The sequence below is a fragment of the bacterium genome, assembly GCA_030685015.1.
Classification (GTDB): Bacteria; CAIWAD01; CAIWAD01; order CAIWAD01; family CAIWAD01; genus CAIWAD01.
Window position 1 is genome coordinate 87,589 of the sequence record JAUXWS010000059.1, and the last position, 25,823, is coordinate 113,411.

Sequence of the window (25,823 nt, forward strand, 5' to 3'; positions counted from 1 at the left end):
GTCCCAAAGGACCCTCTTCTTCTGAAGTGACTATGACGAACTACTTGACCAGCAATACCTTTTCGGCTCCGATGCGGGCGCCGTCCACCGCCAGCTCCACCAAGTAATGTCCGCTTGCCATGGCCGCGCCGTTGAACACGACCCGATGCTCGCCCGCTGCGACCGGACCATCCATCAAACGCGCAACCAGACGGCCCTGGAGATCGAACACGGACAGGCTGGCCCGGCCGGGTCGATCCAACTGGTAGCTGATGGTCGTCATTGGATTGAAGGGGTTGGGCCAGGCGCCGGCGAGGCGGGCCGTCGCCGGACGCGCGCCGCCATCCGGCAGGGAATCGATCAGCTCCTCGTGGCCGAAACAATGGAAATTGAACTGGAAATTATTGAGGGGAATCAGGGCGTTGTTCACAACCCGGTAGCTGGACACCTCCTCCCAGGTGCGGGGCACCAGTGTCAGGTTGGGCACAGGTCGAGGATCACCCGGCGTCTGGAAGGATTTCAGTTCCAGGGGCAGGACTTCGATCCAGAAAGGCTGGGTGAAGGGCTCCAACAGGCCGGCCACGCTGACGCCGATCCAGTCCTCGCTGGCATCGCCGCCGGCGTAGCTCGGCGCATAGTTGTGGTCGGATTGATGGAGGAGCGTCCCATTGACGGGCAGGCCGCTCCAAACCTTCAGGCGCCAGGCACTGGCATCCTCGGGGGGGATGTTGAAGCTGGCGAAGCGAAGGCGCAGGCTGTCGAGGGCGTAGCCCATGCTGGGGCCCATCTGGGGTGGCTGGAAGCGCTGGGCGTAGCCCAGGCCCAGGGCGTCACCAGAACCGGTGGTGTGGAGGAATTCAGGATTGGTGACATCCCAGCCGTAATCGTTGGCCAGTTCCAGGACGCCGGTCGGCCGCACGATGTAACTGGGCAGATTGAGGCGATCGTTGGGGGCGTAGCCGTCCGGCGTCATCAGGCGGATCTGTGGAAAGTGCAGGCTGGTGGCGTCCGGGGTCAGCGAGAAGGCGACGTCCACGTGCTGGTGCTGTTCCAGGCTGAAGGTGCCGCCCAGGGCTGTCGGCAGGTTGTCCATGTAGAGGGACCACTGGACATCCTGCGCCTGGTTGAGACCGAAGTTCTGGAAGGTGGCGGTGCCGGGAATGGGCCGCCCCAGGGTCCGCGGGTACGGCAGGCGGAACTCCGTCACACCCACGTCATTGGGCAACAGGGGAGATCCCACCACGCGGAAATCGTCCACGAAGAAGCCGGTTCCGGTGCCGCCGTCGTGGTTGTTGTCCGTCTGGACCCGGAAGCGGAAGAAGACGAGATTGCCGCCCAGGAAGCTCACGTTGGTGGAGCGTCCGTGGCCGCCCCCATCCATGAAGTGGTACCACTGCCCGCTGCCCGTTTCCGTGTCGTAGTAGTCATAGAAAAGGGAGCGCCAGACGAAACCATCCAGGCTGTACTCCAGCAGGAAGTAGTCGTCCAGGCTGCTGTCGCCGTCGCCATCGTAGTCCAGCAGGTCGACCTTGGTCCAGAAGTCGATGAGCATGGTGTAGTTGGCCGGCAGGAAGATGGGGGGGCTGTAGATCACGTTGCTGATGGGCACTGCCTGGTTGGCCACTTGACAATGCACGCTGAAGGGACTGCTGTGGAAGGTGGTGGAGACGGCCCAGTGGTCGCCCGCCGCCGGCACGCCGGAGTAATGAAGGGTGGGTCCGGGGGTGTCCACGCCGTCGGCATTGTTCTGCAGCAGGATGAGGGCTCCGTCCGCCACCTGGATGTTGTCCAGCTGCATGCCGGTCAGGGCATCGTCATCCGGAAAGGATGTGTAGTCGTCGCTGGCGAAGGCGAAACGGATGCGGGTGGCGGTGGAACGATAGGGCGTCAGGTCGCAGACGGCATTGCGCCAGGTGTTGCCCAGCCCGGCCCAGCCCGCCCGGATGCCATGGCCGAAGATTTCCCCGAAGGCGAAGGCGTTGCTTACCGTGTAGGCCGGCGTCGAGGGCGTGAGCAGCTGCCAGGGTCCGGCGCCCATCTTCACTTCCACGTGGCAGGCATCCCACCCATCGTAGGGGGCGGGGGCACCGGCCGGGCTCTCCAGCGCCCAGAAGAGGTTGAAGGTAAGCTGCGGGCTGGTGGTGGCGCTCAAATTGAGGGGCGGCAGCTCCAGGAAGAGCAGGGTGTGGTCCAGGTAGCCGCCCACGTCGACGCTGGCGGACCACCAGTTCCAGGAGCCATCGAAACTGTTGAAGCTGCTCATGTGCCAGGTGCTGCCCTGGTCGGTCAAGTCCTGGCTGGTCCAACCGTCAAAGCCGGTGATGAAGTTCACCTCGTAAAGTGTCGTGTCCGTCCGGCTGGCATCCCGCTGCACGGGGGGCGGGAAATCTCGCGTCTCCACCCGGAAGGGGCTGAAGCTTGCGTGGGCAAGTCCCGCCAGGAGCAGCAGGAGGCACAATGCAGAAGCGCGCCGCTTGGCCATGGGAAGTTCCTCCTCGACAACGCACCTGGAGCCATGATCAGGTGCCGTTGAATACCGCATGCGGCGGAAGGGTGAATCGTCCCTTCTCGCGTGGATCGCCGCCAATGTGTGGATCGGTTGCCGCCGGGCGCCTACCAGGCCTGCTCCACAATGATCTCCGGGTCAACCTCCTGGCGCAGGATGCGCTCGATCCCCGCCTTGAGCGTGACCGTGGAGGAGGGGCAGCCTGAGCAGGCGCCGCCCAGGCGCAGGAAGACCACCTTGTCGCGGATTTCGACCAGCTCGCAGAAGCCACCGTCCATGGCCAGTGCGGGTGCGATCTTCTCTTCCAGGATCTGGGCGATCTGATCCGTCATCGTCGTGTCGCTCATGGGACCTTTCCACCTTGAACCGGGCTGAACATGCCAATCTGCTCGCGGTCGTCGTGTGCTCGTCGGCACCTCGCCCGGCCAGAGACCAGGCAGGAGAACTCGGGACGGACTCAATGAGGCAGATTCGGCCCCCTGCCGCAAGACGAACCTGAGGGGATGGCTTTCGCCCCGATGGGGCGAAAGGAGGCCGCGTGGCGGCGAAAGTTGCGGATCATGAGCGGTCCGGCGTCACTCAAGAAGGACTCTGGATGAAACTGCAGGCCCCACAGTCCCATCTGCTCATGGCGCAGGGACATCAGGAGTCCGGGTTGGCACACGGCATCCACCAGCAGGCCGGGACCGGCCACGGCCGGAAGGGGCATCGCCCCGCAACCTGACAGCACCAGGCTGTGGTAACGGGCCACGGACAAGTCCGGCGGACAACCGGCGAACAAGCCCAGGCCCGAATGCCGCAGCGGCACGGCATGGCCATGCACGGGGCGGGGGGCGCGGACCAGCTTCATGCCCAGCCACTCGCCGATGGCTTGATGACCCAGGCAGATGCCCAGAATGGGCATCTGCCCGGCGCAGGCCGCCAGAATCTCCCATAGCCCGCGGCATTGCCGGGGTCGGCCGGGACCTGGGGACAGGATGAGGGCTTCGGGGCGATGCCCCGGAAGCGCGCCGGGATCCACCTTGTCCACGCGCGCCACCACCGGCTCCTTCCAGGCCAGCGCCAGCAGATGCGCCAGGTTGTGCGTGAAGGAGTCGTGGTTGTCGATCAAGAGCAACATGTCATGCTTTCGGGGCGATGCCCCGAAAGCGCCGCCGCCCCTTCGGCAACAGGATGAGCTTCAGCACCTCCTCCATCCGCCGCACCGGCACGAAGTCCAGCTTGTCGCGGATGGCAGCGTGCATGTCCACCAGGTCCCGTTCATTGTCGGCCGGGATCAGCACCCGGGCGATTCCGGCCCGCAGGGCCGCCATCGCCTTCTCATTCAGCCCGCCGATGGGCAGCACCTCGCCATGCAGGGTCACCTCCCCCGTCATCGCCGTGTCGGGCCGCACCAGGCGACCCGTGGCCGCGCTGGCCATGGCCGTCACCAGGGTGATGCCGGCCGAGGGCCCGTCCTTGGCGATGGCGCCCTCCGGGATGTGCACATGGAGATCCTGCTTGTCGAAAAACCCCGGCCGGATGCCCAGCTCGTCGGCGTGCGTGCGCAGCCAGGTCAGTGCCGCCATGGCGCTTTCCTTCATCACGTCGCCCAGCTTGCCGGTCATGGTCAGGCGGCCACGCCCCGGATAGATCCCCACCTCGATCTGCAGCAGATCGCCGCCCACGGGCGTCCAGGCCAGGCCGACGGCGCGCCCCAGCATCGCCTCCTGCGGAGCCCGCTTCTCGATGATGTTGGGCAGACCCAGATAACCCGTCAGCGAAGCCTCGTCCACCACCACCGTCGGCGGCCGCCGGACACGCTTGCGACCGGCGGCGTCGGCCCGGCTCACCTGTTCGCGCGCCACGCGCCGGCAGATCTTGGCGATGCGGCGCTCCAGGGTACGCACCCCCGCCTCCTGCGTGTACTGCATGATGAGGGCCTCCAGCGCGGTCTGCTCGAAGCGGACCAGGGCCGGATCCAAGCCGTGCAGGGCCACCTGGCGCGGCACCAGGAAGTCGGTGGCGATGCGCTGTTTCTCATGCAGCAGGTAGCCGGGCAGATTGATGATCTCCATGCGGTCGCGCAGGGCGGGAGGAATGTCCGCCGCCACATTGGCCGTGGTGATGAACATCACCTCGCTCAGATCGAAGTCCAGGTCCAGGTAGTGGTCGTTGAAGCTGTTGTTCTGCTCCGGATCCAGCACCTCCAGCAGCGCGGCCGAGGGATCGCCGCGGAAGTCCATGGACATCTTGTCGATCTCGTCGAGGAGGATGACCGGGTTGTGGCTGCCCGCCTTCTTCATGCCCTGGATCAGCCGGCCGGGCATGGCGCCGATGTAAGTCCGCCGGTGGCCGCGGATCTCCGCCTCGTCCCGCACGCCACCCAGGGACATGCGGACGAAGTTGCGCTTGAGGGCGTTGGCGATGCTGCGGCCCAGGCTGGTCTTGCCCACGCCGGGCGGTCCCACGAAACAGATGATCTGCCCGCGCATCTTCTTCACCAGCCGCAGCACGGCCAGGTGTTCCAGGATGCGCTCCTTGGGTTTGTCCAGGCCGTAGTGGTCCTCGTTCAAGGTGCGCTCGGCGTTGGCGATGTCCAGGTTGTCCGCCGTGCGCCCGGTCCAGGGCAGGGCGAAGATCCAGTCCAGGTAGGTGCGGATGACATGGGCCTCCGGACTCATGGACGGCATCTGGCGGAGCTTGTCCAGCTCCTCCTCCACCCGCTGCCTTGCCTCGGCCGGCAGCTCCGTCTTCCCCAGCTGCTCCTTGTAGCGGCCCACCACGCCGTCCTCGTCGTCGGACTGCTCCCCCAGCTCCTCGCGGATGACACGAAGCTGTTCCTGCAGGTAGTAGGCACGCTGGTGCTTGCTGATCTTGTCGCGCACCTGGCCCTCGATGGTGCGCTCCAGCTCGAGGATGCTGTTCTCACTCTCCAGCAGCGCCGTGATGTACTCCAGCCGGTCCACCAGCTCTTCCGCCTCGAGGATGGGCTGCTTCTTGTCCACGCCGTGGACGATGTGGGCGGCGATGAAGTCGATCAGCAGGCTGATGTTGGGCAATTGCTCGATGCTGGCCAGGATCTCATCGGGGAGATTGGGGTTGAGATTCACATAGCGCCGGAAGAGGGTGGCCGCCACGCGAGAGAGAGCCTGCAACTGCGGCGTGTCCGCCTTCTCCTCGCCGGCCAGGGCCTTGATCTCGACGAAACGCACGCCCTTGGCCTGGGTGTAGCGGCTGATGCGGGCGCGGGTGACGCCCTCGACCAGGACGCGCAGCACGCCGTTGGGCATTTTCAGCACCTGGAGGATCTTCACCATGGTGCCCACCGGGTAAAGGCCGTCGCGGCGGGGCTCCTCGTCCTGGGCGTTGCGCTGCGCCACCACGAAGAGGAGACGGTCCCGCACCATGGCCGCCTCCACCGCCTTGACCGAGGTCTCCCGCCCGATGAGGAGCGGGAAGATCATGTAGGGGAAGAGCACCACATCGCGCAGGGGAATGGCGGGCAGTCGCTCCGGGATCTTGATGGGTTTGGGACGGGCCTCTGGCATCGTGCGTCACTTTCCATGGTCTGCCGCGCTCCCGCCCGCCGCCAATGGGCCGCCGTGCGCGTGGATGGTGCGTGGGATGGCAGAATGTAGGAAAGGCGGACCCGGGACAGGATCTATCCCCCGAACTGCTCCGCCACAGCCTCCGCTTCCCGCAGGAGAAGCTCCGCGTCCAGCCCGCTGATTTCCCCGCCCAGATCCCGGCAGGCCAGGCCGCCCGCCACCGCGGCGCAGGCCAGGGCCTGGCGCAAGGGGTAGCGCTTCAGCAAGGCCCAGGCCAGGGTGCCGTGATAGGCGTCACCGGCGCCGGTGGTGTCCACCACGGTTCCCGGAGACCAGGCAGGCACCCAGCCGGGCTCGCCGCCCCGCTCGCACACGATGGCCCCGCCCGCCCCCATGGTGATGATGGCCAGACGCGGCCCGGCCTCGGCCAATTGGGCGGCGGCCTTCAGCAGGTCCAGCCCCGGGTGCCTGCTCATGACAAAGGCCTTGGAGACGGCCACCACGTCCGCCGCCGCCACCAGCGGCGCAATCTCCTCCCGCGGGCCGCCCAGATCCAGCAGCACGGTCATGCCGCCGGCGCGGGCGCGGCGGGCGGCCTCCCGCGCGATGGGTTCCTTGCCGTCCAGGAGCAGGCAGCCCTCCCCCCAGGGCAGACGCTCCAGCAGGGTGGCCGGATAGTCGGGCAGGCCGCCCCGGTCCAGCACGACCGTGCGCTTGCCGTGGCGCGCCTCCACCCAGATCGAGGCGCGCGGCGTGGCCTGTCCGGCGCAGACCTGAAGACCATCCAGATCCACACCCGCCGCTTCGAAGTCCCGGCGGATGCGCTGGCCCGCCTCGTCGTCACCCACACAGCCGGCGAAGTGAACCTCGGCCCCCAGCGCCGCCGCCGTGATGGCCGCCCGCGCCGCCGGCCCCCCGGTGCAGGTGCGGCCGCGGCGGGCGGTCACTTTGCTGTCCATGGCGGGATAGTGGTCCACCAGCAGCAGGTGGTCCAGCACGATGTGGCCCAGGGCGATCAGACGCATGAGAAGTCCTTCCGGCAAGGATGGCGGAAGGTAGGGAAGCGCCTGCACCCCGGCCGGTCAATGATGGGCCGAGCGCATCCCGGGTGGCAGGTGGATTCGGCTGACCCGATCGCCACCTTCCGTCCAGGAATCTTGACGCGTGGAACCTGCGCCCGCGGCCCGCGGTCTGGTGGCCGCGCCGGCCATCCGCGGGGGCGGCCGCCACCGGTCCATATCAGCCAGGGACTTCAGCTCATGAACAAAGCGGCCTGGGGATTGCTTCCCTTCATCCTGATCCTGCTGCTGCCCCATGCCGGCGGCGCCATGTTCCACTTGATGACCGGCGCCAACCACGCGGAGCTGGCTTGGCGCAGCCTCAGCACCGAGCATTTCCGCATCCACTACCACCAGGGCCTGGAGCAGACGGCGCGGGATTGCGCCGACATCGCCGAGCAGGTCTATGGCCCCATCACCCGCCAACTGGGCGTGGAACCGCGTGGCCGGACGGAGCTGGCCATCACCGACGTCGACGCCGTGGTCAACGGCTTCGCCTTCCGTGACCGCATCGCCATCTGGGTGCACCAGAACGACTACATCAAGCACTTCTCCCAGCGGCGGGAGTGGCTGCACCAGGTCATCGCCCACGAATTCCAGCACACGGTGGCCTTCGAGGCCCTGCGCGACTGGCGGGGCGCGGCGGGCCTCGGTCTCTCCGGCACGCCGGCCTGGTGGATGGAGGGACTGGCCGAGTACTACACCGAGCACTGGAACCTGCTGCGCTCGGACGAGGCGCTGCGCCGGGCCACCTTGGACAGGCGCCTCAAGGAGAGCGAAGCGCACGACGCCGGCTACGCCAAAGTGCTCTACCTGGCCTGGCGGGACGGGGACAGCACGCTGGTGAAGATCACGCGCTGGCGGCATCCCCGGTTGCGCACCCACTCTTTCCGGCGGGCCTTCAAGGAGGTCACCGGCCAGTCGCTCAGCGCCTTCGAGGAGGAGTGGTCGCGCCTGGTCTTCGCCCTCTACCACACGGAGCTGGCCCTGGGCGAGGCCCTGGACGAAATCGGCCGGCGGGTGGAGACGCCCCTGGCCCGCGTGGACTGGATGGCCCTCCTGCCCGACTCCAGCGCCTGGGTCGCGGTGGGACGGGACAGCCTCTCCCGCCGGGATCGGGCTCTCTACCGGATCTCCTGCGACTCCATGGGCCGGGCGGAAAGGCTGGCCCAGGGCCGCTTGCTGGACCGGGCGGCCCTGTCACCGGACGGAGGGCGGGTCGTGTTCGCCCGCAGCCTGCAAAACCGGCACGGTTCCTGGATCCCCGACCTCTGGGCACTGGATCTGGCCACGGGCCGCGAGGAGCGGCTGACGAGCGGCGCGCGGGCGCAGGACCCGGCCCTGGCCACCGACGGCGCCCTGGCCTGGCTGGCCACTTCAGGGGACCGCCATCGCCTCATGCTGGAGGAGGATGGCGAGACGCGGGTCCTGTGGGATCCCGGACCGGGCTGGGAGATGATGCGGCCGGATTTCTCCCCCGACGGCCGCCGGTTGGCCCTGGCCACCGACGATCCGGAGTCGTGCCGACGCATCACGCTGCTGGACCGGGCCAGGGGCGGGGCCACCCACCTGGAACCGCATTTCGAGGACGAACGCGATCCCGTCTGGATCTCCGACAGCCTGCTGGCGATCACGGTCTTCGCGGACTTCCGGGCCAACCTCGCAGTCCGGGATCTGCACGGCGGCCTGCGGCGCGTCAGTGACAGCGGAGAGGGCCTGCGCAGCCTGGGCGCCGTGGGGCACGCGGACCAGGTTTGCTTGCTGACCCTCGCCCTGGATTCGGCCCGCGTCAGCCGCCCCCTGCTGGTGGATCCGGCCCGGCAGGCGGTGCCGGCGGAGCTGCCGCTGCACGCGCGGTACACGTCCTGGCGCCACCAGATGCCGGAGATCCGCGTCCCCGACTGGCGGCGCGGGGAGCGGACGGTGATCCTGGCCGATCGGCGCTACAACCCATGGGCGCTGAAGCCCCTGGCCGCGCTACTGCTGCCCCTGCCGGGCGGCGGCATGGGTGTGGCGGCCCTGGCCGACCCCCTGATGAAGAACATGGTGACCGTGACGGGCGGCGTGCTGGGCGATGACCTGCCCGTGGCCCAGGTGGGCTGGGAGAACCGGCAGCTGGACTGGACCCTGGGCCTGGCGGCGGGATGGAACACGGGATACGGTCTCGTCCTGGTCGACGACCGGGTGGTGGAGGTGAACAGCTCCCACCTCTCGACCTGGCTGGGGCGCCGTTGGCCCTTCTTCGCCAAACCCTATGAGCAGGTGGCGCTCAGCATCGGCCTGCGGCTGGAGGACGGATGGCGCACGGGCGACACCGGCGACACGCTGAGTTCACCCTTCCTGCCGGTGGACGGCCGTCGCGGCCAAGTCTCCCTCACCGCGGCGTGGAGCGGCCGCCCGCTGGAGGCCGACGCGGTCTGGTGGCCCAGCTGGAGCCATGGCCTCCAGCTTCACGGCGCCCTGGCCCGGCCCTGGATCCTGGGCGACGAGCAGCTGGACTACTGGCGGGCCGGCCTCTACCGCATCCAGCCATTGTTCCACCCCGCGGCGCGCCTGGTCGCCTCCGCCCGCCTCGACGCCTTCACCGGCAAGCGCCACACTTGGCGCGCCCTGGGCTTCTCGCCCGACCCCTTGCTGAACGCCTTGGACCTGGGCGATGCGACGGCCGGGGTGGCGGGATTGCCCAGCGGGCCGGTCTCCCACCTGCGGGCCCTGCCGCGCACCGTGGCCGGCGACCGGGTATTCCAGGCCAGCCTGGAGCTGCGCCTCAGTCCGGGGGCGCCCCCCCTCTTCCAAGTGTTGGACCTGGCCAACGGGCGCCTGACGCTGGCGCCCTTCGCCGACGTCGGCCATGTGGCGGACCGCGCCCGCCTGGAACCCGGCCAGCCCGCCCTCTGGCTGTGGACGAGCGGCCTGGAGCTGCAGCTGGGGTTGGTCGTGAAGAAGCTCACCATCGCCAGTCTCGGCCTGGGCGTGGGCGGAGAGGACCTGGACTGGCTGCGCGCCTCCCGTCATCGTCAGAGCTATTGGCGCATCCTGCTCAGCCGGCCGATCTGATGACGGTCAGCCCGTGGCGCCGGTGCCATGGAAGCCCTCCAGGTTGTCCAGCAGCTCGCCGGGCAATTCCAGCTGCAAGGGGCGGGCGTCGTAGAACTCCTCGATGACGGCCAGGTTGTCCGCCTGGCTGAAGCGGTCGCAGAAGAGGACGATGCTGCCGCGGTCGTCGGGCCGGCGGATGACCCGGCCGGCCGCCTGCAGCACCCGGCAGAGGCCGGGCAGGCGGTAGGCCTGGTCGAAGCCCGACTCCCCGCGGGATTCGTACCAGAGGCGGGCCAACTCCCGCTCGTGGGAAAGCTGGGGCAGGCCGGGGCTGATCACCAAGGCGGCCTCCAGCATGCGGCCGGGATAATCGACAGCCTCGGCGAAAATGCCGCCCATCACGGTCAAGAGCAGGTGTGGACTCCGCCGCTCCAGTTTGCGCAACAGGGCCAGGCGGGCGGTCTGCTCCAGCTCGCCGTCATGGACAAGCAGGGGCAGGCCGGGGGGAAGCTGCTGGCGCAGGGATCGCAGGTAGGCGAAGGAGGGGAGGAAGACGGCCGTGTTGCCGCCCACGCGGCGGAAACAATCCGCCACGAGGCGGCCCAGCAGCGGCAGGCCGCGGCGGCGATCGCGCCAACGGCTGGACATGCCCTCGAAGATGACCAGGTTGCGATGCCCGGGAGGGAAGGGGGAGGGCGCGGCCATCGTTTCCAGCCGGCTCTCGCCGCGCAGGCCCAGCTCGCCCAGGTGCCAGTCCCACGGGCGCAAGGTGGCGGAGAAGAGCACGGCGGCGGGAAAGCGCGCCACCTGCTCCTGGATCCAGTCCCCGGCCCATGAGCAGCGGATCTCGAGCACCAGTCCGGGCGGTCCTTCCGGGCATGGCCTGACCAGGACGAGGGAGCGCCGCGAATCCTTCTCCTCCCGCGCCAGGGTGACGAAGCGATCCAGCCCGCGGTAGAACTCCACCGCCGGATCCTTCTCCACCACCAGGCCCATCAACACTCGGGTGAGGAGCAGGTCCACCAGATGGCGCTCATAGAGGGCCAGCACGGCCTCCAGCTCCTCATGGTCGAACCGGGCCGACAAGGCCCGGACGCCGTCATCGTAGGCGAACTCGAAGTCGCCATCCACCATCTCCTCGACCCGTCCGAAGAAGTCTTCCAGACGCTGCGCGGCCTTTGCCAGTCCCCTCAGCGGGCGCTGGAGGGGACCGCCCTGGAAAAGGTCGCCCCCCGCCAGCTCGACCTGCAGGTGGCGGGACAGCGCGGCCACGGCATCGCGGGAAAGTTCGCCGCTGAACCAGGAGCGGCCGCGGGGGGCCAGGTTGTGGGCCTCGTCGATGACGAGCACGAAATCCTGGGGATCGCCCTCCACAAAGAGACGGCGGATGCGCACCTGGGGGTCGAAGACATAGTTGTAGTCGCCCACCACCAGGTCGCGCGTCTCGGTCAGGGCCAGGGCGATCTCGTGCGGGCAGACACGGTGGCGCAGGCCGGCCGCCACCAGCTCCTCCCGATCCACCAGCGGCACCTCCGCCAGTTCGCGCAGGGCCTCCTCCAGGCGCGGCGCCATGCCCTTGAGCAGGGGACAATGCTCCTCGTGGCAGAAGTAGACCTCGGCCGGGCACATGCCCTCGCGACTGGACATGGCCACGGCCGTGACACAGGTCTGCCCCCGGTTGAGCGCCCGCGCCACCTGGAGGGCAGCCTCGCGGCCCGTGTTCTTCGCCGTGCAGAAGAAGACGCGGCGGCCCGCCGCCATGGCCGTGCGCAAGGCCGGCAGCAGGACGGAGACGGACTTGCCCAGTCCCGTGGGGGCGTTCAGCAGCAGGAGGCGGCTCCGGACCAGGGCGTTCTCCACGTCCTGCATGAGGGCGCGCTGGCCGGGCCGGGGAGCGGGAAAGGGGAAGTCCAGCCGCCGGGAGCGCGCCCGGCGTTGTTGGCTTGCCCCGTCCTGCGCCTCCTCGCGGGCCAGGGCGAGGGCGACCTGGGTCTCCAGCACGGCCAGCAGTTGGGCGGCGGGGCGCTCCAGCTCCAGCACGCGCTCGGACCCGTCCCCCAGGTTGACCAGCCGCAGGCGGGCCTGCACGGTGGCGGCGGGCTTCAGCATCCAGGCGTAGAAGAGGGCCTGCAGGGCGTGGCCGGGGAAGTCCTCGGCCCGGAAGCGCCTCATGCGTTCGGCCGAGGCGAGCACGGTCTTCACCTCCTCCACCACGCCCTCGGCGTCCACCAGGTCGGCGCGGCCCTGGAGCTCGACCTCCTGGTCCAGCAAACGGCCCCGCCAGGAGAGGGGAAGCTCGACGCGGGCGCCCTCGGCCATGGCGCGCGTCTGGTGCTGCATGTGCAGGCGCTGCCCCTGGCGGGCGCGGCCGGGAATCCAGCCACCGCCGTCGTTGCGGCCGCCCTCGGCCAGTTCGCAAAGGGCCTGGACGGAGAAGTGGCGCACGGGCTCAGGCATGGCGGCGGCTCATGGCGAGGCGGCGGGCGCGGAGGAACCGGCCTCGCCGGGTTGATCGGGGAAGGGCTGGGCTGGCGTTCGCCGCATGGTCGGGGCTCAGGTTTTCTGCTTCTTCTTCTTGGCCGCGGGGAAGAGCACGTTGTTGAGGATGAGACGGTAGCCGGGCGAGTTGCGGTGCAGGCTGAGCTGGGTCTCGGGGTCGCCCACCATGTGCCGGTAGTCCTCCGGGTCGTGGCCGCCATAGAAGGTGAAGGTGCCCTTGCCCACGTTGCCGTGGATGTAGCGGGTCTCGTTGCTGCCTTCGATCTCGCCCATCACCAGCACGTGCGGCTTGAGACGGTCGCGGCGGAAGGCGGTGGTCTGGCCCATGAAGCCGCGCACCCAGGAGACGTGGTTCTGGGTGAGCATGGTGGGCACTGGATCCCATTTGGCGCTGAACTCGAAGAGGCTGAACCAGTCCTGCTCCTCGGGGATGTTTCGACCGGTGACCGGTCCCAGGTCGATGTCGGAGAATTCGTAGACCATGGGGTCGGTGATGATCTGGAAGTCGGTGAAGGCCACGCACTGGCTGTAGTCGATCTTGCCGGCCCAGCCCGGATCGATCCCGTCACCATCGAACACCGCGTCGCAGATGTCCGTGTCCATGGCGGAGAGGGCGACGTCGTAGGAGTCGGTGGCGCTGCACATGGCGAACATGAAGCCGCCCTGCTCCATGAAGTCGCGGATGGCCAGGGCCACGGCCAGTTTCGCCCGCGAGACCTTGGCGAAGCCGAGCCGGCGGGCCAGGGCCTCGGCCTCGGCCTGCTGCCTGATGTACCACGCCGCGCTGTGGTACTGCGCGTAGAACTTGCCGTACTGGCCGGTGAAGTCCTCGTGGTGGAGGTGGAGCCAATCGTAGTCGGGCAGCTTGCCGGTCAGCACCTCCTCGTCCCAGATGCGATCGAACTCGATCTCAGCGTACTCGAGGGCCATGGTCACGGCGTCATCCCACGGCTGGCTGTCGGGCGGGGCGTAGATGGCCACCTTGGGCGCCTTCTCGAGCAGGATGCGATCCATGTTCTCCTGCTCGATGGTGGCATGGATCGCCGCCGCCGCGGCGCCGCCCACCGACTCCCAGCTCACGCCGGTCAGGCGCAGGCGCTCCTCGAGGGCGGGGAACTCATCCATCATGAAGCTGCCGCCGCGATAGTTGAGCAGCCATTCCACGTCCACGCCCTGGCTCAGCGTCCACCATGCCACGCCGTAGGCCTTCAGGTGGTCGCGCTGGGCCGGATCCATCGGGACGAGGATCTTGCCTTCAAGGGCCGGCGCCCCCGCCAGGGCAAGGGCCGCCAGGGCGGTGGCGATGCGGGTGGTGGGTCTCATGCCGCTTGTGCCTTCGTTTCCTTCAACAGCCAGGATCAACGCGGTCGGCCGTCGCCGACGGGCTCAGCTGGACTGACCGCGGCGCCTTCGCCCGGACTTCCGCCCTCCCAGCCGCGCAGGCGACGCCGCACGGCGTCCTGCAGCAGGCTCTGGGGCCAGGTCCGCAACAAGTCCAGGGCCTGGGCGCGCAGGCTGTCCACGGGCTGGCCCTCCCCTTCCATCGCCTCCAGTTCCATCCAGGCCAGTCGGTCCAGGCGGACCGACTCCGGTTGCCGTAGCCGGTAGCGCGCGTACTCGGCCCGGGCCTCGGTCGGCGGCATTTCCCTGGTGGCCAGCAGGCAGGCCCGCCAGTCCAGCCACTCAGCCAGGCGGCCGGTGGAGCTCTCCGCCGTGGCATGGAGCAGATCCAGGGCCTCCCGCCAGCGGCCCGCGTAGGCCAGGCGGTCCGCCCGGGCCGCTTCCACCACCTTCGCCGAATCCGTCGTGGCGAAGGCCATCAGGTCCATCAGCTCGATGGCGTCGTTGAAGACTACCTGCCGGGTGCTCGTCTTGAGGAAGGCGCCCAGGCCTTCGCGGCAGGCGCTCAGGCGTCCGGCCCACCAGTCCAGGCTCAGGCCCAGCCAGTCAAGTTCCGACGCGCCCTCAGCGCCGGGACCTTGTTGCGCCCGCAGGCGGCGCAAGGCGTCGCGGGCCCGCTCGTGCTCACCCTGACAGCCCAGCAGCAGGACCAGTCGACGCCCCGCCTCGCGGTGGGAGGGCTGACGCGCGAGGACGCCCTCCAATTCCCGCGCCGCTTCCGGCAAGTGCCCCAAGGGGCGGTGGAGCAGGTCGGCCGCCCTCATGGCGGCGGGAAGACCCTTGGCCCCGCCCGTGCCAGCGGCCTGGCGGAAGAGGGCGAGCGCCTCCTCGGGCTTGTCCAGCGCGGCCAGGCATTCGGCCTTGAGCAACAGGAACTCGGGCTGCGTGGCGGGGTGCCGACCCCGGCGGGCCAGATCCTCGAGCAGAGCAAGGGCCGCCTTGTGGCTGCCGTCCCGCACCAGATCGCCCGCCAGGCGGAAGGGCGCCGCCCCCGTCCCGTCCGTGTCCAGCCGCCAGGCAAGCGGCACGGCCTTGCCGACCCAGCGGTGCTGGACCAGGATCCCCAGCACGGCTTCGCCCAGGGCGGGGCAGGTCTCCTTGCCGCCTTCCACCCGCTTCAACATGTGCTCGATCAGGACCCGGCGGTCCGTCGCGCCCTCGGCCAGGGCCAGCAGGCGCGGCTCCAGCACGCGTCCCGCCGCCTGCTGGCGGCAGCCCCAGAGGGCCAGCTCGTCGAAGGCTTCGCGGGGGTGGCCCGATTCCTCGTGCATCTGGGCCAGCTCCAGGGCCCACAGGTCCACGGAGGAGGCGCGCCGGCGCTGTTCGGTGGCCCAGGCATGGGCCTCATCAATCAGACGAACCTGACGATAACTGTGAAACACGGCCAGGGCCAGGGGCTCGGAGCTTGCCTGCTCTTTCATCTGCTTCCACAGGTCGGCGGCCCGGGCCGGGCGGCCCAGGCGATAGTGGGCGCCGGCGAGAGCGCCGGCGATCTGGAAATCAGGGTAGCTGACCAAGCGCCCACCGGTCGGCAAGCGGGCGGCGAGTTCTTCCATGCTGCGTCGCGCCCCCTCCTCGTCGTTCAGCCGCACTTGGAGGTCCAGCATCTGCAGCAGGGGTCCCGCGTCGGAACGCCGCCCGGACAGACTCTCGAGGATCAGGAGCGCCTGCTGGAACTGCCCTTGCTGGATGAGGCGGTTGGCCCGGTCCTGCAACTCGTTCTGGCGCCTCGCATCGGGCTCAAGACCATCGGCCTGGCCGGAGACGCCCGCTGGTTGCGCCTGCAGTCCCACAACCGGCGCCATGGCGAGCAGCAACCCAAGTGACAGGATCGTGCAATATCTGACACCCTTCATGGGGAGCAAGGTAGGCAGCTTGGGCCGCAATTGAACAGGGTGGCGTGGCGGGGGAGGACACTGCTCACATCTTGAACAATCTTAACAAGTAGCCCGAATCTTCAATCAGGGCAAGCGATTGCGGGCTATGGCGATCTGGACTGATTGTGAAATGGTACGCGGTTTGCTGTCGGGGAGCTCATGAAGAACGACGGCGTGGAAAAACAGGATCTCATCCGCTATCGAACCTACGCGGACGCGCTCATCCGCCTCAACAATGCGGCCAGCGTCTTGTTGCAGGAGGGAGCCGACCCGGAGGCGATCAAGCTGATCCTCTCCGGCGCCGCCAAGCTTTATGCGGAACTGGAGCGCCGCATGGTGCAAGCCTTCTCCGAGGAAGGGCCGCGCAACATCGATCCGGACTTCCCGGATCCTGCGCGGGGAGGCTGGACCATGCCGCCCGTCTCACCGCCAGGACCCTGAGCCAACCATCCCAACTGAACTTGCGCCGGGGCGCAGGCCTCCATCAATCGCACCGCGGGCGGCGGTAGACTCCCGGGTGGACTTGGTGACCGTCCAGGACCGCGCCGCAAAGATCCACTCCCCCCGTAAGCAGCCACCCGCCGGGACGCAGAACCTCCGCGTAACGTCGCACCACGGCGCGACGCGTCTCCGGGTCGAGATAGCGCAGCGCGCCGGCGCAGAAGACGGCATCGAGGCCGTGCGTGACAATGGGCAGCCGCGCGGCCGAGCTGTGCCGGCGGAAGCGGACCAGGCCGCGCAACCGGTCGGCCACGCACCAGTTCTGTGAATCCGCCTCATCAAAGCAACGGGTGCGCAGGTCGCAGGGGAGGCGCCGCAGGCTGTCGTCGTCGTAAACGCCTTCCATGGCGGTGGTCAGGGCCTGCGCCGAACAATCTGTCCCCAGGATCGAGACGCATTCCGCCGCGGCGGGGCCGAGGCGCTCATCCAATTCGCAGGCCAGCAGCCAGACATCCCCTCCCGTGCCGCAGCCCGGAACCCAAAAGCGCAGGACGCGCCCCTTCCTCCGCCCCTCTTCCCAGGTGGGCAGCAATTCGCGCCGGAGCAGGTCAAGGTGGATGCGCGCGGGCTGGAACTCGCCGACGGTGGCGCCAAGGCGGTTGACCACCTCAAAGGCCAGCTTTCCGGTCCGGTCCTCTTCCACCAGATCCAGGAAGTCGTCAAAGGCGGGGTAGCCCCGGCTGTGGGCGAGGCGCAACAGTCCGCCCACTTCGTGGGGAGGTCGGCAATCCGTCAGTTGAAGCCGGAAGCGCTCACGGACCAGCCGATGCAAGCGGGTGGCGGCGGCGGGAGAATGTTCAGGAAGCACGGGCGTCTCCTGGCTGCTGTAGGGAGGCGGGATCCTGTCCTCCGGGGGAGGGTCGCGATGGTCCCGCACGGATGGCCCCAACGACCACGCATCCCTTATCGGCCATCATGTCGTCTCCATTCACCAAGCTGGCGCCGGGAGGGGCTCCATGCCAATCATCGGGATGGCAGGGCCAGCCACACGGCCGATCATGACTTCTGGCATTGTGTTCATTAACCCAGAAGCCGGGTTCTGCCGCGCGGGTGCCACAAAGCTGTCACACGAGCTGGCACCGCCTTTGCTTCCATGAGTCCGTTCAGTGAACCCAAAAGCCTGCCGGGCTTGGACCTTCGACGGGATCACGCCCATGTCGAGGACCATACGGTGGGGGAATCGCGTCGCGTAACGGCACTTACTCGCAAGGAAACCGCGTCGAGAGGGGCCGACTGGCTCCCGGCCCCTGGTGGGAGATCATTATGCCTTGCAGGTTGATCCCATTTTTCGCCCTCCTGCTTGTCCTGGTCGGTACCGCCCGGGTCCGGGCCGAGGGCTGGCAGGCCCGGGCGCAAGACTGGCACATGAAGCTGGTGGCCGAGGACGACCAGGGTTTGACCCTCAGCCTTCAGTTGGAGGAGAGCTTGGCCAAGGAGCTGGCGGATGGCCGCTTGCGGCCGGAGGCGCGGGGCGAGGACGATCCGCCCCTCGTCCTGGGCCGCTGGATCGCGCTGCCCGCCTCCGCCGTGGCGGATGTGGAGCCGGTGTCCCAGCTCTGGTCCCGGGCAAGCCCGGCGGGATCGCTTGACTGCTGCGATTTGTCGGCGCCCGTGCAGCGTCTGGGACAGCGCATGGCCAGCCTGGGCATCCAGCCCGTGGCCGATGACGGGACCGTGCTGCTCGAGATGACCCTGCGCATCCGCTTCGTGGGGGGAGAGGCCGCCCAGCCTGGCGCCGTGCCCCGCGCCGGGTCGTGGCTGCAACTGGAGCGGGCCGGACGCCAGGTGCTTAATCCGGGCTTGACCCTGCGTCAACTGGCCGGACGCACGGCGGATCTGCCCCTGGGCCGTTATCTGGTGGTGGGCAAGGAGGCGTCCCTGACCTACATGGCGAACTGGGCCGCCTGGCGCCGCCAGCAGGGCTTCGAGGTCGCCCTTGTCTCCAGCGAGTCCCTGGGCGTGACCGGCAATTACTGGGCGCCCATCCGCGACGCGGCCCAGGCCATGGCCGCGGACGAGGGGTTGGATTACCTGCTCCTGATCGGCGACATGAACATCGACCAATCCGGCTATCATCTGCCCGGCGACCTGGTGCCCGGCGGCCAGTACGCGGAAACGAACTGGGGACGGCGCATCGTCAGCGATCACACCCTGGCCCTGCTGGAGGGGGACGACTACTTCGCCGACGTGCTGGTGGGGCGCTTCTCCGCCGACAACGCCACCCAGGTCTCAATCATGGCCAGCCGCGCCCTGCTCTACGACCAGCAGCCGACGGTGTCGGGGGATGCCTGGCTGAGCAAGGCCCTCATGGTCTACGACGTGGCGGGCGCCGCCAGCCGGCGCGAGACCTCCTTGTCCATCCGACAGCACCTGATGGCGCGGGGAATTGCTCCCGTGGACACCATCCGCAACAACCGCTACACAAATCCGCAATCGCCCACCCTGGTCACCAATGCCATCAATGACGGCCGGGTGGTGGTGAACTACCGCGGTTACGGCTATCGCTATTCCTGGAACGGGCCGCTCTTCGGCGTGAGCAACATCAACCAGTTGTCCAACTACGGGCGGTGGCCGCTGGTGACCAGCATCGTCTGCGGGGGCGGGGATTTCGCCAGCGCCAATTACGACCCCTGCCTGGGCGAGGCCTTCCTGCGCGTGGGCTCGACCTCCGAGCCGAAAGGGGCCGTGGCCTTCATCGGGCCCTCCGAGGAGGACACCCACACCAGGTGGAACAACACCATCAACATGGGGATCTACCAAGGCCTGCTCGAAGAGGGCATCCGTGACGTGGGGGCCTTGATGGATCGCGGCAAGGCCGAGCTGTGGCACTGCTTTCCCAACCACCGCACCCAGATCTGGCACGACCCCGGCTCCCCCAGCCAGACGACGAACGCACCCTTCTACTTCTACTGCTACAACCTGTTGGGCGACCCCGGCACCCGCCTGCGGCTGGGCAGCCAGCGCACAGTGGCCCAACCCGCCTGGACGCCGCCGCCGGCGGGCTCCACCCAGCTCGAGCTGATGGTGAGCGACACGGAGGGACAGCCCGGCGCCGAGTTGTGGGTCTGCCTGAGCGGATCCGACAACCGCCGTCTGGCCCTGGCGCGGACGGATGCGGACGGACGGGCCGTGCTGGATTTCGCGCCGCTGGCCGTTGAGGCCTCCCACCTCGTCATCCACGGGGATGACTGGATCCCCCTCGATCTGGAGTTCACGCCCGCCCCGGCTGGATCCAACCTGGTCCTGCTGAACTGGTCCGCCGCGGCGGAGGATAGCCTGCTGGCGGCCGGCGACGAGTTCGCCCTGGCGCTGAGGCTGCGTGAGGCCGGCGTGGCCGGCAGTCCGGCCGGGCGACGGCTCTCCGTCGAGGCGCTGGACGACGGACTGACCGTGCTGGTGGACGAGATGGACTTGCCCGCCCTGGCCTCCGGGGAGATCCTGGAAACGGAAGGGATGGCCCTGCGGCTTGCCCCCAGTGTGGAGCATGGCCGGGAACTGCCCATGCGCCTGACCTTGCGCGAGGCGGCGGGCGAGCTCCTGTGGGAACGGAGGCTGGTGGCCGTGGCGGCGGGGGCGAGGCCCGAGCTGCTGCAGTTGCAGACCTTGCCGCCCACGCCCGTGCCGGGGGCGGTGGTGGAGCTGCTCCTGACCTTCCGCAATGCGGGCCCGCTGCTCCTGGATGCCAACAGCTGCCGCCTCTTTCCATCCAGTACCGCCTGCACGATGTTGGACGCCGACGCCGCCCTCGACCCGCTGGAACCGGGCGCCGAGGGTGCCGCCTCCTTCCGCCTGCTGCTGGCGTCCGGCGTGCTGCCCGGGGCGCGACTCAACCTGGAACTCGTTTGCTTCCGCGCCGACCACTCCATGGCGGCCCGCCTGCCCATCACCCTGGCCGTGGGGGAGGCCGGCCCCACGGATCCGGTGGGCCCTGACGACCACGGCTATCTCATCTACCATCACGGCGACAGCTCGCCGCGGGCCCCCGTCTACGACTACCACGACATCACACAGCTGGGGACCGAGCTTCCCATGAACGACGAGGGCGCCATCTTCAACGATGACGGCGTGGACGGAGTCAGCCGCGTGCTGCCCCTGCCCTTCCCCTTTCGCTTCTACGGCGTGGACTACGACACGATCACGGTCTGCTCCAACGGCTGGATCGCCATGGGCGCGCAGCCGGATCACATCATCGGCCTCAACACGCCCATCCCCGCGGCCCAGGGGCCGGCCGCCATGGTCGCCGTGTTCTGGACCGACCTCTACAACTACTACGGCGGCTCCCGCTTCGGCCGCTGCTACCGCCATCACGACGAAGCGGAGCACACCTTCACGATCCAGTGGAACAACTTCCACCACACGGGCCATCCCTACCAGGACAACTGGTTCCAAGCCGTGCTGCGGGATCCCGCCTGGTGGCCCACGCCCACCAGCGACGGCGAGATCCTGCTGCAGTATCAGGACATCGTCACCACCTTCGGCGAACACATCTTCACGGTGGGGGTGGAGCGCCCGGACGAGGCGGCCGGGCTGCAGTACACCTTCAACGGCCAGTACCCGCCCGCCGGGCAGCCCGTCACCAGCCAGACGGCCCTGCTCATCACCACCGCGGAGCGCTTCGAGGAGACAGCCCTGCCAGCCGGGGAGCGCCCCCGCGCCCTGGCCATGGCGCCGGCCGCCCCCAATCCCTTCAATCCGGAGACCATCATCCGGCTGGAGCTGCCCAGCGCCGCTCCACTCCAGCTCAGCGTCTACAACCTTCGGGGCGAGCTGGTGCGACGGCTCCACAACGGCCCGGTGGCGGCCGGGCACCGCCAGTTCCGCTTTCACGCCGGCGGCCTGGCGGGCGGCGTCTATCTGGTGGAGGCGCGACAAGGAGGACACCACGTCGTGCAACGTGTGCTCCTCTTGCCCTGAGCGTGCTTTTCATGCTGTGTGCGGCAAGGGTCGGCGCCGATGGTGACGGCCCTTTCCTTCACATGATTCCGCTGGTCGGACCTTCCCCCATTCAGTACCTTCGAATGCCAGCGTCCCCCCCGCGCTGGATCTCTTTCGGGCTTGGATCCTGGACGGAGTTCGCGCATGGCTGGATCCCGCCACTCCAGTCTTGCCGGGCCGGCCGGCGTCAAGACCAGGGACTTCGCCATGCTCCGACGGGATGAATGGAACGGACCATTCAGGCCAAGCCGGCCATGTCCCTGACAGCACAGAAGCTCCAGAGTTGAAGCAGAGGTGCAAGTGGGCCACCTTCCCACAGAAGACTGGGCCGCAAGCCGGAACCCGTCGCCCGGGAAGGTCGATCCAGGCCCTGTCGCTCTTCTGGAGCTGCCCCGGCGCCGGCTCTTCATCTTCGGTGGCCTGTTCCGCCTGATGGCTATCAGCCTGCTGTGCATCGCCACCGTGGCCCTGCTGGCGGGAGCGCTGATGGAGTTTGCGCTGTCCCCCGGGGTGGGCTGGCTGGCCAGGCCCTTTGACACGAGCACCCACTTCGGCAAGGTGGAGCTGGCCGAGCTGACCGGCGACGACGGCCTGGACCGACTTCTCAACAGCGAGCCGCGGTCCTCCGAACCCCCCTCCCTCAAGATTGTCTCGACCACGCCGACGCAGGCCCGCCCGAACCGCCAGCTCTACCTGGCGGGCAAGGTCATGCTGGGGGGCGTCGTGACGGCCCGCGCGACCGATGGCAGCCGGTGGATCGCCGCCTTGTCCACCAGCGGCGACAGCACGACGATCCTGCTCAACCTGTTCCGGGCCGACTCGACCGGGGAGAGCAAGCCCTTCTGGCAGGGCGTGCTGTTCTCCCCGGCCCACCACCCCCATTCCTGGCGGGATGTGCCGCGCCTGACCAGCATGCGCTTCCATCAGTCGGAAGGCCGCGGGTGCGCCCTGCTCTCCGTGGGCGCGGCCTTCCAGGGATGGCGGGGCGTGGTGCGGCTGGAATTGACATCCGGCGCCGTCACCGTGGAGCGCCACCCCTGCGGCCTGGAGATCCACTTTCCGCCAGGACCGTCCCTGGTGGATGAGGAGGGCCGGTCCTGGCTGGCCCTGAGCAGTTTCGCGCCCCACAACGGCAACGACCTGGGTGGCATCAACGACACATGCGCCGCCCTCCTGCTTTTCTCGCCGCACGACGGCCGCTTCCGCGTGATCGACACGGGCGATAAACACAATTCGCTTCAGGTCCAGGTCCTGCCCGACCAGCGGCATCTCGTCTTTCATTCGCGCCAGGAGATCAAGTTGCCGGATGGACGCCGCGGGCACGCCTTCCTTTTGGACAGCTGGGCGGAGCGGGTGCTGCGGACCTGGTGGATACCAACGCTGAAGGCCCTGTGGCTGGCCGGGGACGACCGGGAAGACAGGAGCGCCAGTCCTGCGCTGCATGGCCTGGCCGGGACCCGGGTGGTGGCGTTGGCGGCGGCGGATTCGGCCAGGACACTGTGGGAATGGCCGCCGGAATGGGCCTTGCCGTCCTACCGGGACGGCTGGCTGGTCGGCGACGAGGGGGCGGGGACCAGCAGGGTGATCAGCCTGGATGGCCGCCAGCGGGTCGTAGTGCGCTACGCCGGATCCGGCCACCTGCGCATGGAATCCCGCGGTTCCAGTCTGGACGACGCCCTGGCCCATGTGGTGCAGGGATCCTCCATCACTTCTTTCACCTTGCACGCCGTGCCGGTCTGGAGCCGCCTGCTGCGCAGCCCGGCCACGCGCCTGTCGGCCGAGGTGGCGGCTTTCTTCTTCCTGCTGCTGCTGGTTTTGCGCTTGCGCCGCCAGGACAACCTGCTGCGCGGCATCCTGGACGACAACTCCCAGCCGGTGGGGCTGCTGGATCCCCAAGGACGCCTCACCTTCGCCAACCAGGAGTTGCGTCGTCTGCTGACGGATCCACAGCAGGGACCCGCCTTGAGTACGCTGGCAAAACGCCTCCGTCCCGGTACCGGCGAGTTGCATCAATCGGGTGAGCGCTGGATGCGCTGGCTCCTGCGGCCCGTCCGCCCCGGCAGGCAGGAGGTGGGGAGCGTCATCTTCGGCATCGACGAAACGGCCCTGGTGGCCGCCGAGGACGGGCGCCGCTACCGGTCCCTGACCGGTCTGATCACCCACGAGCTGAAGACGCCCATCGCGCCCATCGGCCTGGGCCTGGACCAGCTGCAGCGCGAGGTTGAGCGCGCCCTGCAACCCATGCCGGAGGGATTGCAGCGGATCATCGGCCGCATGCGGGCGGAGTTGGATCGCTTGCGCCAGTTGATCCGACACTTCACCGCCATCTCCGGCGAGCGCCGCCATCGGGAGAGAGTGGACCTGGTGGCGGCTCTGGCCGCGGGCGCCCGGCGCGCCGAATTGGCCGGCATGCCCGGAATCCAGTGCAGCTGGCACCTGCCCGACAAGGCGGAGGTGGTGGGCGACGCCGAAACCCTGGCCCTCGTCTTCGGCAGCCTGTTCAACAACGCCGTTGAAGCCATGGAGCACCGGGGCCGCCTGATGATCGGCCTGGTGCCGGCCAGCGACATGGCCACGAGCGGTTGGACGATCTTCATCGAGGACACGGGGCGCGGCGTGCCCGCCGAGATCCGGCACCGCATCTGGGAGCCGGGCTTCAGTTCGAGGCGGGGGGGCTATGGCTACGGCCTCTACTTCGCCCGCCACCTGTTGCAGGACCTGGGCGGCCAGATCAGCCTCGACCCCTCGGCGGCGGGGGGCACCCTGGTCCGCATCGATCTGCCGCAGGCTCCCGCTGGGCTGGAGCCGTCGGACAAGCTGGAGGACGTCTGATGGGAGCGCCCCACATCCTGATCCTCGAGGACAACCGCAACGTGGCGGAGTCCTTGCGCGAGTCCCTCTGCAGTGAAGGCTACGTGGTGGGGCTCGCCCAGGATGCCGCCCAGGCCCGTCGCCAGACACAGGATCGGGTGCCCGATCTGCTGCTGCTGGACATCGGCCTGTCCGGCGCCCACCAAGGCGGCCTGGACTTCCTGCGTGAGCTGCGCCCGCGGGCGCCCCGCCTGCCGGTCGTGGTCGTTTCCGGCAAGGACACCACGGAGAACTTGCTGGAGGCCGGGCGTCTGGGCGTGGTCCAATTCCTCTCCAAAAGCGACCTGAACGAGACCATGCTGCTGGACACTGTGCGCAAGGCCCTTGATGCCGCCCGCCCGGACCCGGCCGACGAGCGGCGCGGGGTGGGTCGCCTGCTGGGGAGCAGTCTCCCCATGCGCCGGCTGCGTGAGCAGATCCTGAACTACGCGCCGCTGGACATGCCGGTGATGATCTCGGGGGAGACGGGCAGCGGCAAGGAGCTGGTGGCCAAGGCGCTGCACGAGGAGGCTCCCGGCCGTGCCGACCGCCCCCTGACCATTGTCAACTGCGCCGCCATTCCTGAGTCCATCATCGAGAGCCACCTCTTCGGGCATCGCAAAGGGGCCTTCACCGGCGCCATCCACGACCACCCCGGCATCATCCAGCAGGCCGAAGGCAGCACCCTCTTCCTGGACGAGGTGGGCGAACTCAGCCACGACGCGCAGAAGCGCCTGCTCCGCTTCCTGGAATCCGGGGAGGTCCAGGCCGTGGGTCAAACAGACTACACCCATGTCCGGGCCCGGGTGGTGACGGCGAGCCATCAGAACCTGTCCCAACGGGCGCTGGAGGGGCGTTTCCGCCCCGACCTGAGATTCCGGCTGGACGTGCTGAAGCTGAACCTGCCTTCCCTCAGGGAGCGGCGGGAGGACGTGGAGGAACTGGCCCACGTCTTCCTGGATGCGGTCGCCCGGCGCAACAACCTGCCCACCAGGAGCTTGAGCCGGGCAGCCCTGGGTCTGCTGCAGGACCATGACTGGCCGGGCAACGTGCGGGAGTTGCGCAATCTGATGGATGGCCTGCTGGCGGGTTCGCGCCACCCGGTGGTGGATGTGGACGAGATCCGTCCCCTCCTGTCCACCATCCACGACCATGGCCACGCCGGACCATGGGACGGAGCCTGGCCGGGCGGAGCATCCACGGACTCTGTTGGATTCCTCCCACAGAGCGTCGAGGAAATCCAACCCTTGCGCCAATGGCGGCAGGACATCCAGCGGGAGTACATCCAGCAAGTGCTGCGCCTCTGCCAGGGCAATGTTACACGATGTGCTGAATTGCTAGCGGTGGATCGCACAACTATATACGCATTAATCGGACAGAACCGTGATTCATGAAAGTAAGTCGGGTCAGAACAGGCTCGCAAGCTGCACAATCCACGTCTTGGCACATGTTTTGCCAATAACAGCCCGTGGTCGGTTCCACCACGTCACCGCCCTGGCGCGGGCGGCAGGAAATGGCGTCGTCGCACTCGTCAGGTTGTGGGACTTGAACCGGGGGGCTGCAGCTCACACACTGCACGCAGTGGATGCGGCGACGCAGGTGGGGCGGACTTCTTGTCCGCCCCTTTTTGTGCCCTGGCCACATGATG

Annotated in this window: 14 protein-coding genes; 5 read left to right on the forward strand and 9 right to left on the reverse strand. The window is 68.4% G+C overall.

The genetic code is table 11. The features are described from left to right. Positions 1 to 40: 40 nt before the first annotated feature. The 5 genes from Q8O14_08250 to Q8O14_08270 form a co-directional block, all read right to left on the reverse strand. A complete protein-coding gene (locus Q8O14_08250) occupies positions 41 to 2,461 on the reverse strand; it encodes a hypothetical protein (GenBank protein MDP2360729.1) in 2,421 nt (806 codons plus the stop codon). A gap of 131 nt (positions 2,462 to 2,592) precedes the next feature. Then, positions 2,593 to 2,832: a NifU family protein gene (locus Q8O14_08255; protein MDP2360730.1), complete on the reverse strand. Its 240-nt coding sequence runs from the start codon at positions 2,830 to 2,832 to the stop codon at positions 2,593 to 2,595. A gap of 110 nt (positions 2,833 to 2,942) precedes the next feature. Then, a complete protein-coding gene (locus tag Q8O14_08260; protein ID MDP2360731.1) occupies positions 2,943 to 3,605 on the reverse strand; it encodes an aminodeoxychorismate/anthranilate synthase component II in 663 nt (220 codons plus the stop codon). A 1-nt stretch (position 3,606) separates the two neighbouring features. Further along, a complete protein-coding gene (lon, locus tag Q8O14_08265; protein ID MDP2360732.1) occupies positions 3,607 to 6,015 on the reverse strand; it encodes an endopeptidase La in 2,409 nt (802 codons plus the stop codon). Between the two features lie 113 nt (positions 6,016 to 6,128). Next, the gene (locus Q8O14_08270; protein MDP2360733.1) at positions 6,129 to 7,040 is read right to left on the reverse strand and encodes a PfkB family carbohydrate kinase; all 912 of its coding nucleotides are present in this window, start codon (positions 7,038 to 7,040) and stop codon (positions 6,129 to 6,131) included. Positions 7,041 to 7,274: 234 nt separating this feature from the next. Here Q8O14_08270 and Q8O14_08275 point away from each other — a divergent pair, with 234 nt between their 5' ends. Continuing rightward, on the forward strand, positions 7,275 to 10,130 hold the full coding sequence (locus Q8O14_08275) for a hypothetical protein (GenBank protein MDP2360734.1): 2,856 nt from the start codon (positions 7,275 to 7,277) through the stop codon (positions 10,128 to 10,130). A gap of 6 nt (positions 10,131 to 10,136) precedes the next feature. Here Q8O14_08275 and Q8O14_08280 read toward each other — a convergent pair whose 3' ends face one another. From Q8O14_08280 to Q8O14_08290, 3 genes are all read right to left on the reverse strand, one after another. Continuing rightward, on the reverse strand, positions 10,137 to 12,569 hold the full coding sequence (locus Q8O14_08280; protein MDP2360735.1) for an ATP-dependent DNA helicase: 2,433 nt from the start codon (positions 12,567 to 12,569) through the stop codon (positions 10,137 to 10,139). A 96-nt stretch (positions 12,570 to 12,665) separates the two neighbouring features. Further along, a complete protein-coding gene (locus Q8O14_08285; GenBank protein MDP2360736.1) occupies positions 12,666 to 13,934 on the reverse strand; it encodes an asparagine synthetase B in 1,269 nt (422 codons plus the stop codon). 35 nt (positions 13,935 to 13,969) lie between these two features. Next, positions 13,970 to 15,868: a hypothetical protein gene (locus tag Q8O14_08290; GenBank protein ID MDP2360737.1), complete on the reverse strand. Its 1,899-nt coding sequence runs from the start codon at positions 15,866 to 15,868 to the stop codon at positions 13,970 to 13,972. Between the two features lie 180 nt (positions 15,869 to 16,048). On the opposite strand from Q8O14_08290, the gene Q8O14_08295 reads away from it, so the two are divergent. Next, complete coding sequence (locus Q8O14_08295; GenBank protein MDP2360738.1) at positions 16,049 to 16,330, forward strand: hypothetical protein; 282 nt, start codon at positions 16,049 to 16,051, stop codon at positions 16,328 to 16,330. A 43-nt stretch (positions 16,331 to 16,373) separates the two neighbouring features. Here the strand turns inward: Q8O14_08295 and Q8O14_08300 are convergent, their stop codons facing one another. Continuing rightward, the gene (locus Q8O14_08300; GenBank protein MDP2360739.1) at positions 16,374 to 17,198 is read right to left on the reverse strand and encodes a CheR family methyltransferase; all 825 of its coding nucleotides are present in this window, start codon (positions 17,196 to 17,198) and stop codon (positions 16,374 to 16,376) included. A gap of 455 nt (positions 17,199 to 17,653) precedes the next feature. Here Q8O14_08300 and Q8O14_08305 point away from each other — a divergent pair, with 455 nt between their 5' ends. The 3 genes from Q8O14_08305 to Q8O14_08315 all read left to right on the forward strand — a co-directional run bounded on the left by Q8O14_08305 (position 17,654) and on the right by Q8O14_08315 (position 25,569). Further along, positions 17,654 to 21,304 carry a C25 family cysteine peptidase gene (locus Q8O14_08305; GenBank protein ID MDP2360740.1) on the forward strand — a complete coding sequence of 1,217 codons (3,651 nt, stop codon included), beginning with the start codon at positions 17,654 to 17,656 and terminating at the stop codon, positions 21,302 to 21,304. 453 nt (positions 21,305 to 21,757) lie between these two features. Beyond that, on the forward strand, positions 21,758 to 24,157 hold the full coding sequence (locus Q8O14_08310; GenBank protein MDP2360741.1) for a HAMP domain-containing sensor histidine kinase: 2,400 nt from the start codon (positions 21,758 to 21,760) through the stop codon (positions 24,155 to 24,157). Next, on the forward strand, positions 24,157 to 25,569 hold the full coding sequence (locus Q8O14_08315) for a sigma-54 dependent transcriptional regulator (GenBank protein ID MDP2360742.1): 1,413 nt from the start codon (positions 24,157 to 24,159) through the stop codon (positions 25,567 to 25,569). Before Q8O14_08310 ends, Q8O14_08315 begins: the two co-directional genes overlap by 1 nt. Positions 25,570 to 25,823: the final 254 nt, after the last annotated feature.